Annotated in this window: 12 protein-coding genes; 6 read left to right on the top strand and 6 right to left on the bottom strand. The window is 65.8% G+C overall.

All coding sequences use genetic code 11. The features are described 5' to 3' along the window. Positions 1 to 48 precede the first annotated feature (48 nt). From GQE99_RS15135 to GQE99_RS15150, 4 genes are all read left to right on the top strand, one after another. Positions 49 to 1,257, top strand: a complete 1,209-nt coding sequence (locus GQE99_RS15135) for a TAXI family TRAP transporter solute-binding subunit (protein ID WP_161352480.1) — start codon at positions 49 to 51, stop codon at positions 1,255 to 1,257. 126 nt (positions 1,258 to 1,383) lie between these two features. Next, positions 1,384 to 3,402, top strand: a complete 2,019-nt coding sequence (locus GQE99_RS15140) for a TRAP transporter permease (RefSeq protein WP_161352481.1) — start codon at positions 1,384 to 1,386, stop codon at positions 3,400 to 3,402. A gap of 62 nt (positions 3,403 to 3,464) precedes the next feature. Further along, entirely contained in the window at positions 3,465 to 4,781 is a 1,317-nt protein-coding gene (locus GQE99_RS15145; RefSeq protein WP_161352482.1) for an FAD-dependent oxidoreductase, read from the top strand. A 60-nt stretch (positions 4,782 to 4,841) separates the two neighbouring features. After that, complete coding sequence (locus GQE99_RS15150; protein WP_161352483.1) at positions 4,842 to 5,720, top strand: TauD/TfdA dioxygenase family protein; 879 nt, start codon at positions 4,842 to 4,844, stop codon at positions 5,718 to 5,720. 144 nt (positions 5,721 to 5,864) lie between these two features. Here GQE99_RS15150 and GQE99_RS15155 read toward each other — a convergent pair whose 3' ends face one another. From GQE99_RS15155 to GQE99_RS15180, 6 genes are all read right to left on the bottom strand, one after another. Further along, positions 5,865 to 6,815, bottom strand: coding sequence for an ABC transporter ATP-binding protein (locus GQE99_RS15155; RefSeq protein ID WP_161352484.1), 951 nt, complete (start codon positions 6,813 to 6,815; stop codon positions 5,865 to 5,867). Beyond that, positions 6,812 to 7,786 carry an ABC transporter ATP-binding protein gene (locus GQE99_RS15160; protein WP_161352485.1) on the bottom strand — a complete coding sequence of 325 codons (975 nt, stop codon included), beginning with the start codon at positions 7,784 to 7,786 and terminating at the stop codon, positions 6,812 to 6,814. The genes GQE99_RS15155 and GQE99_RS15160 overlap by 4 nt, the downstream gene beginning before the upstream one ends. A gap of 2 nt (positions 7,787 to 7,788) precedes the next feature. Then, a complete protein-coding gene (locus GQE99_RS15165) occupies positions 7,789 to 8,706 on the bottom strand; it encodes an ABC transporter permease subunit (protein ID WP_161352486.1) in 918 nt (305 codons plus the stop codon). A gap of 1 nt (position 8,707) precedes the next feature. Further along, the gene (locus tag GQE99_RS15170; RefSeq protein ID WP_161352487.1) at positions 8,708 to 9,715 is read right to left on the bottom strand and encodes an ABC transporter permease subunit; all 1,008 of its coding nucleotides are present in this window, start codon (positions 9,713 to 9,715) and stop codon (positions 8,708 to 8,710) included. Positions 9,716 to 9,817: 102 nt separating this feature from the next. Beyond that, positions 9,818 to 11,389 carry an ABC transporter substrate-binding protein gene (locus tag GQE99_RS15175; protein WP_161352488.1) on the bottom strand — a complete coding sequence of 524 codons (1,572 nt, stop codon included), beginning with the start codon at positions 11,387 to 11,389 and terminating at the stop codon, positions 9,818 to 9,820. 285 nt (positions 11,390 to 11,674) lie between these two features. Then, positions 11,675 to 12,859, bottom strand: coding sequence for a M24 family metallopeptidase (locus GQE99_RS15180; RefSeq protein WP_161352489.1), 1,185 nt, complete (start codon positions 12,857 to 12,859; stop codon positions 11,675 to 11,677). A gap of 116 nt (positions 12,860 to 12,975) precedes the next feature. Here GQE99_RS15180 and eutB point away from each other — a divergent pair, with 116 nt between their 5' ends. After that, positions 12,976 to 13,998 carry a hydroxyectoine utilization dehydratase EutB gene (gene eutB, locus GQE99_RS15185; RefSeq protein ID WP_161352490.1) on the top strand — a complete coding sequence of 341 codons (1,023 nt, stop codon included), beginning with the start codon at positions 12,976 to 12,978 and terminating at the stop codon, positions 13,996 to 13,998. Further along, positions 13,988 to 14,968 carry a cyclodeaminase gene (locus GQE99_RS15190; RefSeq protein WP_161352491.1) on the top strand — a complete coding sequence of 327 codons (981 nt, stop codon included), beginning with the start codon at positions 13,988 to 13,990 and terminating at the stop codon, positions 14,966 to 14,968. The genes eutB and GQE99_RS15190 overlap by 11 nt, the downstream gene beginning before the upstream one ends. The last annotated feature ends 2 nt before the right edge of the window (positions 14,969 to 14,970 follow it).

Below are 14,970 nucleotides of genomic sequence, written 5' to 3' on the forward strand. Positions count from 1 at the left end.
TGGAAAAGGGGCGGCAGAAGGCTGCCCAGAACAGGGAGGAAATGAAGAATGCGTAGCATTGCAAGAAAGCTCGTAGGCACGACCGTGGCTGGCGCCGCGCTGGCGTTGGGCCTCGTAGGCGGGACGGCCGCCCAGGCACAGGACAGCTACACGTGGCCGGACTACTTCACGGTCGTCACCCCGATCGTGGGCACCGCGAACCATTCGCTCGGCGTCGCCTGGACCTCGGAATTCTCGGCTCAGACCGAGTCGCGTGCCCGGGTTCTGCCGGCGCCGAATGGCTATGCGCGGGCGCAGTGGCTTGCCAATGGCGATGGCATGATCGCCATGATGCAGGCGTCGGATTACTTCGACCAGATGGAAGCGCGCGAAGGGTTCGCAACCGTCGAGGGCGGCCCGGCCGACACCCGCGTGGCGGTGATGAACATGATCACGCCATGGGGCTACATGGTCCGCGGCGACAGTGACATCGAGAGCTTCGAGGACATCGGACCGGGGACCCGGATCGCGTTCTCGCCCTCTTCCGCCTTCCTCGTGTCGGGCGTCGACGCTCTTCTGGCGTATCGCGGCCTGGACCGTGACGATGTCGAGCTCGTGGAAGTCGGGAACTACGGCGCGAACACGCGGATCGTGGTCGAGGGCCGCGCGGACGTGGCGTTCACCTCGCCGCTGTCGGGGACCAGCTACGAAGCCGAGGCCGGTCCGAACGGTATCGACTGGCTGCCGCTTCCCGAGCGTGACGCGGACCCGGAAGCGTTCGCGCGCTACCGTGCCGCCCAACCGGGCTACGTGCCGTCCGAAACTGTCTCGGGGGTGAAAAGCGCAATCGGTCTGCGTATGGACCACGCGTTCCAGGCCAACCACGTGCGCGCCGATGCCGACCCGGAGTTCGTCTACAACCTCGCCAAGTGGCTCGACGAGCACTACGAGGATTTCAAGGACGACTTCACGCACGCCAAGATGATGTCGATGGACAGCCTGAAGAGCTTCCTCGAAGCGGGCGCGCTTCAGCCGCTGCACGAGGGGGCGATCCGCTACCTCGAAGAGCAGGGCGCGTGGAACGATACCTACCAGGCGCGCCAGGACAAGCTTGTCGAAATGGCCACGGCGCGCGTCGCGCTCTGGGAAGAGACCCTCGCCGAGGCTGAGGAGAAGGGCATCGAGGTTTCGCCTGACAGCGAGGAGTTCGCCGAACTGTGGAACTCCAAGCGGACCGGCGACCAGTCCTTCGGCCAGATGGTCATGTCGCTCGACTGATCCCAGTCGGGCCCGCGCTCGAGATTGCGCGGGCCCGATCCCCCGATCCGGATCGAGGGGCGCGACCCGCATTCGTGCGGCCCTTCCCAACAGTTTCAGACGGCCAGAGCGCCGCAGGTTGAGATCATGACGACGCAAGCCAATTCTTCCTCCGAGACCACCACTCACGGTTCGGACACCTCGGCTTCCCAGGCCGGTGGGCCGGTTCCGGAAGGGTATCGCGACATGTCCACCGAGCGCTGGTTCTCGATGCCGCGGCCGGTGCGCGTCCTGGTGCTTCTCATGTCGGCCGCGGGGGTTGCGATGTCGGTGGGCTATATTTTCGCGCTCATCCCGCTTCTCGATCTCACCTATTACTTCCTTCTCATGGCAGCGTTCCTGCCCGTCGTTTACCTGCTGCTGCCCGCCTGGAAGGGCGAGACGCGCGTCACATGGGCAAGTTACCTGCCGGCAATCCTGATCTGTGCCCTCACGGTCTTCATGGCCTACCACTCACGGTCCCTCGCCTTCGGAACCTGGGTTCCGGTGAAGGCGGACTGGCAGCTCTGGACCGCGGCCTCGATCTTCATCCTGGTGCTCGAGGCCGCGCGCCGGTCAGGTGGCTACATCTTCCTGACGATCGTGGTGCTCCTGGCGCTCTACCCGGTCTACGCGCAGAACATGCCCGGCATCCTCTGGGGGCCGCCGTCCGACCTGTCGCGCACGATCGCCTTCAACGTCTTTTCCGGCGACGCGATGCTCGGCGTGGTCACGCGGGTCGTGGGTGAGCTTATCATCGGCTTCCTGATCCTCGCCGCGTTGATGGTGGCCACGGGGGCTGCCGATTTCTTCCTCGCGCTCGCCATGGCATTGATGGGCACCTCGCGCGGTGGCGCGGCCAAGGTCTCGGTGCTGGCATCGGGCTTCTTCGGCTCGCTCTCCGGTTCGATCTTCGGCAATGTCGTATCCACCGGGTCGGTCACCATTCCGTCGATGAAGAAGGCGGGCTTTCCCGGCCACTATGCCGGGGCGCTCGAAGCCTGCGCCTCCACGGGTGGCATGCTGATGCCGCCGGTGATGGGCGCGGTCGCGTTCATCATGGCCGATTTCACCAACACCGAATACCGCGTGATCGTGCTGGGCGCGCTGATCCCGTCCTTGCTCTACTACTTCGGGCTCTACTGTCACGTCGACGGCTTCGCCGCGCGCAACGGGCTCAAGGGCATGAAGCGCGAAGACCTGCCGAAGGTGCGCGACGTGCTCAAGGACGGTTGGCCGTTCCTCGTCGTGCTCGGCTTCCTCGTCTGGGGTCTGGTCTTCATGCGTTGGGAGCGGCTGACGCCCTTCTACGCTTCGGCCCTGCTGCTTGTCCTGACGACGCTTCACCCCAAGCTGCGCATCCAGTTCAACCGCATCCCCGAGCTCTTCTTCCAGATCTCGAAGCTTCTGAGCCAGACGATGGGCCTGTTGCTGCCCACGAGCTTCATTCTCGGCGGGCTGATGGCCACGGGCGTGGCGCCGGTGATCGCGGCGAGCCTCGTGCGGATGGGCGGCGACGCGATCGTGCCGGTGCTCGCCATCGGGATCGGCGTCTGCATGATTTTCGGCATGCTCGGCATGATCGTGGCAGCTTACCTGATGCTGGCCCTCACGCTGGCCCCGGCGCTCGAGCAGATCGCCGGGCTCAATACGCTCGCCATTCACCTTTTCATTGCCTACTACGCTTCGCTCGCCGCGATCACGCCGCCGGTTGCGCTGGCCGCGTTCCTCGCCTCCCGGATATCGGACAGTGATCCGATCCGGACCAGCCTCCACGCCGCAAGGCTCGGGATCGTGCTCTACTTCGTGCCGATCTTCTTCCTGTTCGAACCGGCGCTGATCCTGCAAGGGCCGATCTATCTGACCGTCATCTGGACGGCGCTCAACATCTGCGCGGTGCTCATCATCGCAGCCGCGTCGGAGGGGCAGGTCCCATTCCGGGGACGCCTCTCGGGCTGGGCGCGGCTCCCGCTTTTCGCCTGCGGTCTGCTGGTGGGTTTCCCGGAGTGGATCAGCACCGTGGCGGGACTCGCCGTCGCGGCCGGGCTGATCGCCCTGGGATCACGCCAGGCCAGTCCGGAGGCGACTTCCACCGGGGTGCAGTCGGCACCTCCCGCGAACCACTGAACACGTAAGCCCGCAGCGAGTTCCGCCGCAGGTCCACAAGAATTCCTAAGGAGAAAGCAAAGATGTCATACGGTCGTCCGATCAACCCCGCTACCACTGTCGTGCGCCGCTCGGACGAGGTGTTGCACCGCGAGCTGGACGTCGATCTCTGCGTCATAGGCGCCGGCATTTCGGGGACCACGACGGCCCTGGAGGCCGCCAAGCTGGGCAAGAAGGTCGCCATCATCGACGGTATGCCCGCCCTCGGAGGGCAGGCCGTGAATTCGATCATCGGAACGTTCTGCGGGCTTTACCAGAACGGCACCCACGGCCACCGGTTCACCTTCGGTGTCGTTGACGAGATGCTGGATTACCTCGAGCGCGAGGATGCCTGCTACTACCGTCACGGCCCCATGACCACGGTCGTGCACTACAACGAGATCGCGCTTTCGCGCTGGGTCGAGAAGTCGCTGGACGCCGCAGGGGTGATCCCGATCACCGGCGCCATCCTCAGGGAAGCCGAATTCGACGGTCGCCGCGTGAACGCGGTCAAGCTCGTGACCCGCTACGGCGACGTCACCGTCCGCGCCGAGGGCTTTGCCGATTGTTCGGGCGATGCTGCGCTCGCCTATCTCGCCGGGCTGGAATGCCGGGAGCCGGACGAGAAGGTGTATGGTTCGCAACAGGTGGTGGTCGAGGGTCTCAACCTGGACGCCGAGCCGCCGGAGCGCGACGAACTCACCGAACGGATCGCGCAGCGCGCCGAGGACTACGGGCTGATACGCAAGGGCGGTATCGCTTTCTACTTCCCGGGCAAGGAAGTGGCGGTGCTCAACATGACCCACGTCGAGACGCCCCTGGACCCGATCGAGGCAAGCCGCATGGGTCAGATCGGCAAGGACCAGGTTGACCGCTCCATCCAGTTGCTGCGCGACGAATACCCGGACTTCTTCGGCAACATAAGGGTCCGCAGCTACGGGTTCCCGGGCATTCGCCAGACCCGCTGGATCAAGGCCAAACATCATATCGTCGTCGACGAGGTGGTCGGGCAGGTCAAATACGACGACGCCATCGCGCGCACGGCCTGGCCGATCGAGCTTCACAACGCGCCGGAGGGCTTCGTCTGGGAGACCTTCGACGAGAACCACGTCCACTACGTGCCCTTCAGCGCCATGATTTCACCCGAGGCCGACAACCTGGTGGCGGTCGGGCGCTGCATCGACGGGGATCCGGCCGCGCTGAGCTCGGTCCGGGTCATGGGGCCCTGCATGGCCCAGGGCATGGCAGCGGCGCAGGCGCTCGACCTCGCAGGGTCGGGTTCCGTGCACCAGATCGACATCAAGGCGTTGCAGGAGCGGGTGTCGGACAACCTGACTCGAACCGACGGCGTCGCACCCTGAGCGCGCATGTCCCCTGAATCTCGGACCGCAGAAGGGGCGGCACTGAAAGAGGAACAGACCATGGAATATCGCAAGATCGACGACAGCTTCGGGGTGGAGATTACCGGCGGGCTGGACGTGAAACAGCCACTGACGGCCGAACAGGTGGCCGAGGTGGACGCACTGATGGACGAATATTCGCTGGTCGTCATCCGCGACCAGCCGATGACGACCGAGGAGCAGCTGGCCTTCACCCGCCAGTTCGGACCGCTGGACCAGGGCTTCAAGAAGGTGGTCGCCAAGAACGCCCGCCTCAAGGAAGCGGAGGTCGGCGATATCTCCAACCTGGGCAAGGACGGCAAGCCGGCGGCACGCACGGACAAGCGGATTCTCAACAACATCGCCAACCAGATGTGGCATTCCGACAGTTCGTTCCAGAAACCGGCGGCGAAGTATTCGATGCTGCATTCGGTGCGCAATCCGTCGTGGGGAGGAGACACGGAGTTCGCCGACCTCAAGGCTGCCTACGATGCGCTGGACGAGCGGACGAAGGCCTCTCTCGCGGACAAGGAGGCCGAACACTACGCTCTGCATTCCCGGTTTCTGCTGGGCGACGACAGTTACACGGACGAACAGAAGGCGGCGATCGAGCCCGCCTGGTGGCCGATCGTGCGGGTGAACCCGGCAACGGGCCGGAGCCATCTCTACATGGGCGTACATGCGCGACAGGTCAGCGGAATGACGGTGCCCGAAGGACGCATGTTGTTGCTCGACCTTCTGGAGCACGCGACCCAGCCGCAGTTCGTCTATCGACACAAATGGCGCGAGGGCGACACGGTGATCTGGGACAACCGCGCCACGCTGCATCGAGGTCGGGCATTCGATCTGGACGAGCCCCGCGAACTGCGGCGGACCACCACCCTGGACGACCGCGCCCCGGAGCTTGATTTGACTGGGTGAGCGGATCGCACGCATGACCGCGACCGGCCAATCAGGCCGGGCGGGTCATTCGCAGGGCGCGCTTGGCGCCGTATGCCGGGATTGAGAGCTTCTGGCGCCCGCGCCGTACGGCGCAGGCCGCCATTGCAGCCCTCGTCGCGCTTCTCAGCCCTCGGGAAACCAGCAGGCGGCCGGGTGGTCGCCCATCAGCTCCGGGCGTTCGGCGCGGCACTTGTCCTGCGCCTTCCAGCAGCGCGGTGCGAAAGGGCAGCCGTCCGGGATGGCCAGGGGCGAGGGGAGTTCGCCCTCGAGCTTGATGCGCGCCTTGTCCGGGTGCGGCTCGGTCGAGGGTGTCGCGGACAGGAGCGCCTTGGTGTACGGGTGGCGCGGGTTCGCGAAGACCTCTTCCTTGGAGCCGAATTCGACCGGGCGGCCGAGATACATCACCACCACGTCGTCGGCCACGTGGCGCACGACGGACAGGTCGTGGGAGATGAAGAGATAGGCCAGGTCGAGCCGCTCCTGCAGGTCGAGGAGCAGGTTGAGCACCTGGCTCTGGATCGACAGGTCGAGCGCGGACACCGGTTCGTCCAGCACGAGAAGCTTCGGCTCGAGCATGAGCGCGCGCGCGATGGCGATGCGCTGGCGCTGGCCGCCGGAGAACATGTGCGGGAAGCGGTCGTAATGCTCCGAGCGCAGGCCCACGAGCGCCATCATCTCGCGCGCCTTTTCCTGGCGCTCCTTCGCCGACATTTGCGGCCGGTTGATCTTCAGCGGCTCCTCGAGGATCGCGCCAACGCGGTGACGCAGGTTGAGCGAACCGTAGGGGTCCTGGAACACGATCTGCACGGTGTCGCGCAGCTTGTCCCAGTTGTCCGGCGTCGCCTCCACCCCGTCGATCTTGAGGGTGCCTGCGGTCGGCTCCTCGATCAGGGTGACGAGCCGGGCGAGGGTGGACTTGCCGCAGCCGGATTCGCCCACGACGGCAAGCGTCTTGCCCGCCTCGACGGAGAAGCTGGCTTCCGACAGCGCCTTCACGACGCCGGGTTTGGAAAACAGCCCGCCGCCGACTTCGTAGTGGCGGGCGAGGTGATCTGCGGTGACGACCGTGTTCATACCGCGTCCTCCTTGGCGTTCACCGGGTAATGGCAGCGCGCCAGCCCCAGGTCACGGGGCTGCACGGGCGGGCTGACCGCGCGGCATTTGTCATCGGCGAACTTGCAGCGGGGCGAGAACAGGCAGCCCTGCGGGCGGTCGTACTGCCCCGGCACGACGCCGGGAATGGTGGGCAGGTGCCGCTCGGTCGCGCGCTCGGGCAGCGCGTCGAGCAGGGCGGCGGTGTAGGGGTGGTGCGGATGGGCGAACAGATCGCGGACCGGCTGTTCCTCGACCTTCTGGCCCGCGTATTGCACCTGCACGCGCTGCGCGGTTTCGGCCACCACGCCCATGTCGTGGGTGATCAGGATCAGCGCCATCCCGGTCTCTTTCTGGAGATCGGTGAGCAGGTCGAGGATCTGCGCCTGGATCGTCACGTCGAGCGCCGTGGTGGGTTCGTCCGCGATCAGCAGCCGTGGCTTGCAGGCCAGCGCCATCGCGATCATCACGCGCTGGCTCATGCCGCCCGACATCTGGTGCGGGAAGGCCTTGAGCCGACGCTCGGGGTCGGGGATGCCGACGAGTTCGAGCAACTCCACCGCGCGCTTCTGACGCTGGGCGCGGTCCATGTCCATGTGGATGCGCAGCGTTTCCTTGATCTGGAAGCCGACCGTGAAGCAGGGGTTCAGCGACGACATCGGCTCCTGGAAGATCATCGACATGTCGCGCCCGATCACCTTGCGGCGTTGCTTGGCGCTCAGGTCGCGCAGGTCGATTCCGTCGAAGCTCATCTCGTCGGCGGTGATGGTGGCGGTCCAGGGCAGGAGCCCCATCATGGCGAGCATGGAGACCGACTTGCCGGACCCGGATTCGCCCACGATGGCGAGGATGTCGTTCTCGTCGACCGCGATGTCCACACCGTCGACCGCGCGGAACGCGCCGCCGGCCGTTTCGAACTCGACCGAGAGGTTCTTGATGTTGAGGAGGGTCATCTTCAGCTCCTCTTCAGCTTGGGATCGAGCGCGTCACGCAGCCCGTCGCCCATCAGGTTGATGGCCAGCACCGTCATCAGGATGGCGAGGCCGGGGAAGGTCACGACCCACCAGGCGCGCAGGATGAATTCCCGCGCCTCGGCCAGCATCGTGCCCCATTCGGGGGTGGGGGGCTGCGCGCCCATCCCGAGGAAGCCGAGAGCGGCCACGTCGAGAATGGCGTTCGAGAACGAGAGCGCCGCCTGCACGATGATCGGGGCGAGGCAGTTGGGCAGCACGGTGACGAACATCAGCCGCGGCAGCTTGGCCCCGGCCACGCGGGCGGAGACCACGTAGTCCTTGGTCAGCTCCGTCATCACGGCCGCCCGCGTCAGGCGCACGTAGTGGGGCTGGAGCACGATCGCGATGGCGATCATCGCGTTCAGGAGCGACGGCCCGAGGATCGCGACCAGCACGAGGGCGAGAAGCAGCGACGGGATCGACAGGATGATGTCCATGATCCGCATGATGATCGTGTCGAGCCACTTGGGCGCGAAGCCGGCGATGAGGCCAGTCAGGATGCCGCCGGTTGCGGCGAGGATCACAACCACGGTGCCCACGAGGAACGAATACCGTGCGCCGTGGATCAGGCGCGACAGCATGTCCCGGCCCAGCGGGTCGGTGCCCAGCGGGAAGGTCCAGTCGCCGCCGTCCTGCCAGACCGGCGGGATCAGCGTGAAGTCGCGGTTCTGGGTGGAGGGTTCGAACGGCGCCAGGATGGGGGCGAAGATCGCCACCAGCAGGAAGAAGATGAAGACGTAGAAGCCGATGACGGCCCCGCGGTTCTCGCGGAAGTAGCGCCAGAATTCCTTGAACCGCCCGGGGCGGGCCATCGCGGCGTCGGTCGGCGTCGTGTTGGTCGATGAGCTCACGTCTGCCATGTCAGCGCTTCCGGATCTTGGGGTTGATGAGACCGTATGCCAGGTCGACGAGCAGGTTCACGACCATGACGAGCAGGGCGACGAGCAGGAGCCCGCCCTGCACGACCGGGTAGTCGCGGCGATAGATGCTGTCGACCATCCACTTGCCGATGCCCGGCCAGGAGAAGATCGTTTCGGTCAGGATCGCGCCCGCCAGCAGCATGCCGACCGAGAGGCCGACCACGGTGATCACCGGGATCATCGCGTTGCGCAGGGCGTGGACGCCGTTCACGCGCATCGGGGCCAGGCCCTTGGCGCGGGCGGTGCGGATGTAGTCCTCGCCCAGCACCTCGAGCATGGCCGAGCGCGTCTGGCGCGCGATGACGGCCAGCGGGATCGTGGCCAGCACGATCGCGGGCAGGATCAGGTGACGCACCGCCGACTGGAAGGCACCGTCCTGCCCGGACAGGAGACTGTCGATCAGCATGAAGCCGGTCTTGGCGTCGAAGAAATAGAGAAGGTCGATGCGCCCGGACACCGGCGTCCAGCCGAGATTGCCGGAGAACACGATGATGAGCAGCAGCGCCCACCAGAAGATCGGCATCGAATATCCGACGAGCGCCGAGGACATCAGCGCGCGGTCGAAGAACTTGCCCCGGTTCACCGCGGCGATGACGCCGGCGGGTATCCCCAGCAGGATCGCGAGCAGGATCGCGCAGATCGACAGCTCCAGCGTTGCGGGGAAGAGCGAGAAGAATTCGTCCCAGACGGGTCGCTTGGTGACGTAGCTCGTGCCGAGGTCGCCCTGGAGCACGCCCGTGAAGTAATCCCAGAACTGCACCACGATCGGCCGGTCGAAGCCGAACTGCTCGTAGAGTTCCTGGTAGCGTTCCTCGCTCACGCCGCGTTCGCCGGCCATCACGATGATCGGGTCACCGGGCAGCACGCGGATGAAGGCGAAGGAGATGATGCAGACACCGATGAAGGTCGGCACGAAGGTCAGGAGCCTGGACAGAAGGTAGCGCAGCATCAGCGGACCTCGTGGGATTGCGTGGCCGGTCGGGCCTGGCTTGATCGTGTCATGGGGGTTCCTTGGGGGTGGCGGGGCCCGAAAGCCCCGCCAGGTCTTGGATTATTCGGCCAGGCCGACTTCGGTGAAGATGTGGCCGCCGAGCGGGTGGACCTTGTAGCCCTCCACTTCGGGGCGCATCGGCATGAAGACGACCGAGTGCGCGATGGTCGCCCAGGGCGCCTGCTCTTTGAAGATCACCTGAGCTTCCTTGTAGAGCTCGGCGCGTTCTTCTTGCGAGGACAGGGTCTTGGCTTCCTGCACGATGTCGTCGAACGGCTCGTAGCACCACTGGGCGCGGTTCGAACCGCCGACCGCGTCACAGCCCAGCAGCACGGCCAGGAAGTTGTCCGGGTCGCCGTTGTCGCCGGTCCAGCCCAGCAGGACGGCGCCGTCACGGTCCATCGCCTTCGAACGGTCGAGGTACTCGCCCCACTCGTAGGACACGATCTCGACGTCCACGCCGATGTTGGAGAAGTCTTCCTGCATCAGCTCGGCCATGCGCCGTGCGTTCGGGTTGTAGGGACGCTGCACCGGCATCGCCCAGATCTTCATCGAGAGATCCGTGACGCCTTCTTCCTCGAGCATGCGCTGCGCGGCTTCCGGATCGAAGGGATCGTCCTCGACGGCTTCGTTGTAGGACCACATGGTCGGCGGGATCGGGTTCTTGGCGATCGAGCCGGAGCCCTGGAACACGACGTCGATGATGGCCTGCTTGTCGATGGCCATGTTCAGCGCCTTGCGCACCTTCGGGTTGTCGAACGGCGCCATCTGCGTGTTGTAGGCCAGGTAGCCCACGTTCAGGCCTTCCTGCTCCATCACGTTGATGTTTTCGTCATCCTTCATCGCCTGGATGTCGGCGGGGTTCGGATACGGCATCACGTGGCATTCGCCGGCCTGCAGCTTCTGGTAGCGCACCGAAGCGTCGGGCGTGATCGCGAAGACCAGGTTGTCGACCTTCGGCAGACCTTCCTTCCAGTAGTCCGGGTTCGCCGCGTAACGGATCACCGCGTCCTTCTGGTAGGCCACGAACTCGAACGGACCGGTGCCGATCGGCTGCTGGTTCAGCATCTCGGGCGTGCCGGCCTCTTCCATCGCGTCCGCGTATTCCTTGGACTGGATCGACGCGAAGTCCATTGCGAGGTTCGCGATGAACGGTGCTTCGGGACGGGTCAGGTTGAACTTGACCGTCATGTCGTCGACCTTCTCGATCGACTCCACCAGGTCGGGCATCGACATGGCGTTGAAGTATTCCCAGCTGCCCTCGGTCTCGAGCTGGCGCATGAAGGAATAGATCACGTCGTCGGCGTTCAGCTCGCGGCTCGGGGTGAAGTAATCCGTGGTGTGGAACTTCACGCCTTCACGCAGGTTGAACGTCACCTCGGTGCCATCTTCCGAAACTTCCCAGCTCTCGGCCAGGCCCGGGATCACGTTGGTGCTCCCGGTCTCGAATTCCACGAGACGGTTGTAGATCGGGTGGGACGAGGCATCGAAGGTCGTGCCGGAGGTGTAGAGCGCCGGGTCGAAGCCCTCGGGGCTGCCCTCGGAGCAATAGACAAGCGTCGATTGCGCCGAAGCGGAGCCCGCGAGAAGCGCGAAAACGCCCGCCGCGGTCAAAGTGCTTTTAAGAGACATGTATAACTCCCTGTTTGGGTCTCTTGCTCTGATGGTTCTTGCCTCCAGGGAGCACGTGACGCCCGGATGCCCAAAAAGGCACCGCCCGCCTGCGGCGGACCACGGTGATCTCTCCCTGTCGTTCGGGGTCTTGAGCCCCGTTAAGTGATCAAGTCTTCTGGCGAGCGACCCGAGTTGAGACAACCCGTGTCGTCGCGTCAACTTTGACCAACGGGTCAAAGCCTTGCAAGCAATTAATCCGCTGGCCGGAAATGGACGTTTTCGTCCACCCGAGGGCGGCTTCGGTCAGTCCTTCACGAAAAGCTTGCGCTCGACGTTGCACAGGCACTCCGCAGACCCGTTTTCCTTGATCAGAATCGTCTCGGTGGTCTCGAGCCCCCACTCGTCCATCCAGATGCCCGGCATGAAGTGGAAGGTCATCCCGGGCTCCAGCACGGTCTCGTCGAAGGCGCGGATGGACACCGTGTGCTCACCCCAGTCGGGCGGGTAGGACAGGCCGACCGCGTAGCCCGCACGGTTCGGGCGTTCGATTCCCACCTTCTGGAGTTCCACGTCGAGCGCCCGGGCGATGTCGCAGGCCCGGTTGCCGGGTTGGGCGACCTCGATCCCGGCGTTCAGCCCCTCTGTCAGGGCCTCGGCGGCGTCCTTCATGTGCTTGGGCGGCTTGCCGAAGAAGATCGTGCGGCTGAGCGGCGCGTGGTAGCGGCGGTAGCAGCCGGACTGTTCGATGAACGTGGCCTCGCCCTTGCGCAGCGCCTCGCCGTTCCAGGTCAGGTGCGGCGCGCTCGCGTCCTCGCCCGAGGGCAGGAGCGGCACGATTGCCGGGTAGTCGCCCCAGCTGTCGTCCTCGCCGTGCACCGAGGTCTTGAAGAGCTCGCCCACAAGCTCGTGCTTGAGCATCCCCGGCTCGGCCAGTTCGACGGCACGTTCGATCACCAGCTCGGAGATCCGCGCGGCGCGGCGCATGAAGGAGAGCTCCTCTTCGGACTTGCGCAGGCGCACCCAGTTGACCAGCGTCGAGGCGTCGATGAACTGCGCTTCGGGCAGGCCCTCGGCCAGCACGGCGAAAGCGCGGGCGGTGAAGAAGTAGGTCTCCATCTCGACGCCGATGCGCTTGTCGCCGTAATCCATGATGCGCAGGTGGCTGGCGAGGTCCTCCATCGGGTGGATGTCGGCGGCCTGGATGTAGCGGTCGGCGTAATGGATGATGTCCTCGTCTTCCATCCAGACGGTGCGCCGCGCACCGTTCGCATCCTGCATCCGGCCCCACCAGATCGGCTTGCCCTCGAGCGGCAGGATGACGCCCTGGTGGACGTAGAACGACCAGCCGTCGTAGCCAGTGATGTAGTTCATGTTCGACGGGTTGGTCAGGAACAGCACGTCGATCCCCATCTCGACCATCGCGGCGCGGGTCAGCGCGATACGGCGGTCATACTCGGCCTGGGTGAACGGGGCGTGTTCAATGGGCATGCGGACTCCCTCGTCGGCAGAATGTCGGATGGTGCCAAGGTTGGCGAAAAGCCCCGCAGGATCAATGCGTTTCTGCCGGGGTTTCCCCGGCCTGTATGACGTGGCACATCTTGGTCATGCCTGATCTTTCCGACCTTCCCGTGCAATTGAGCGACATCCAGGCCGCGGCACGCGTGATCGCGGGCGCGGCGGACGCGACCCCGATGGTGCCGTCGGAATACATGGGCCAGCGCACCGGCCACCCGTTCTGGATGAAGCTGGAGATCACCCAGCCCACCGGCGCCTTCAAGCTGCGCGGCGCGACCAACGCGATCCGGGCGCTGGGCGACGACGTGGCGGGCGTGGTGTGCTGCTCGACCGGAAATCACGGCCGCGCGGTGGCCTACGCGGCACGCGAAGCGGGGCTGCGCGCGGTGATCTGCATGTCCGAACTGGTGCCGGACGCCAAGGTCGCGCGGATCCGCGCGACGGGTGCCGAGGTGGTGATCGAGGGGCAGTCGCAGGACGAAGCCCAGCGCGCCGCCGACCGCCTTGTCGAGGCCGAGGGGCTTGTCGACATCCCGCCTTTCGACCACCCGGACGTGATCGCGGGGCAGGGGACCGTCGGGCTCGAGATGCTGACCGAGCGCCCTGAACTCGACACGCTCATCATCCCGCTTTCGGGCGGCGGGCTGGCCGCCGGGGTCGCCGTGGCGGCAAAAGCGTTGGCGCCGGATATCCGGCTGATCGGCGTGACGATGGACCAGGGGGCCGCGATGGACGCCTCGATCCGGGCCGGCCAGCCGGTGGAGGTCGAGGAGGTCGCGTCGCTCGCCGATTCGCTGGGCGGCGGGATCGGGCTCTCCAACCGGTATACCTTCCCGATCTGCCGGGCGCTGCTGGACGAGGTGGTGCTGGTCACGGAGGAAGAAATCCTCACGGGCATGCAGACGCTTTACTACGAGGACGCGCTGGTGGCCGAGGGCGCCTGCGCCGTGGCCCACGCCGCGCTTCTGTCCGGCAAGATCACCGCGCGCGGCCCGACCGCGACGATCATCACCGGCCGCAACCTCGACATGCGGGTGTTCAACGGTCTCATGGCCGGGGACCACGTGACGCTGGGTGACAGGATCGTGAAAGGACAAACTTATGGCGCATGACATCCGGATCGTGACCGAGGCCGAGCTGCGCGGCGCGCTCTCGCTCGACCTGTCCACCGTGGACGTGATCGAGGCCGCGTTCGAGGCGCTGGCAGGCGGCACCGTGGTGATGCCGCCGATCCTGTCGATGGAACTCGAGGCGGCGAACGGGGAGGTCGACGTGAAGACCGCCTACATCCCCGGCTTCGACGGTTTCGCGATCAAGGTCAGCCCGGGCTTCTTCGACAATCCCAAGCTGGGTCTGCCCAGCCTGAACGGGCTGATGATCCTCTTCTCCGCCAAGACCGGGCTCGTGGAGGCGGTGTTTCTCGACAATGGCTATCTTACCGACCTGCGCACGGCTGCTGCGGGGGCGGTCGCGGCCCGCCATCTTGCGCCGGCCGAGGTCGAGACCGCGGGGGTCATCGGCACGGGCGTGCAGGCGCGCCTGCAGATGCAGGCCGCCCACCTGGTGCGTCCCTTCGAGCGCCTGCTGGTTCATGGCCGCAACCCGGATCATGCGAAGGCCTGCGCGGAGGATCTGAAGGATGCGCTGGGGATCGCGGTCGAGGTCTGCTCGGCCGAGGAGGTGGCCGCGCGCTCGCAGCTTGTCGTCACGACGACCCCGGCGAAAGAGCCCGTGCTGACCGCCGACATGTTGCACCCGGGCCTGCACGTGACCGCGATGGGCTCGGACCAGTCCGGCAAGAACGAGATCGAGCCGCAGGCGCTGACCGCCGCGGATCTCTATGTCTGCGACCGGGTGAGCCAGTGCGAGGTGTCGGGCGAGCTCGAAGCCGCGCGCGCGGCCGGGCTCATGCAGGACACGCCGCCGGAACTGGGCGACATCATCGCGGGCAAGGCCACGGGGCGCACGGGCCCGGAGCAGGTGACGATCTGCGATCTCACCGGCACGGGCGCGCAGGACACGGCGATCGCGAGCCATGTCATCAAGCTGTTGGGCGACGCGGGAACCGTGATACAGGCATAACC

It is taken from the genome of Maritimibacter harenae, from assembly GCF_009882975.1.
GTDB lineage: Bacteria > Pseudomonadota > Alphaproteobacteria > Rhodobacterales > Rhodobacteraceae > Maritimibacter > Maritimibacter harenae.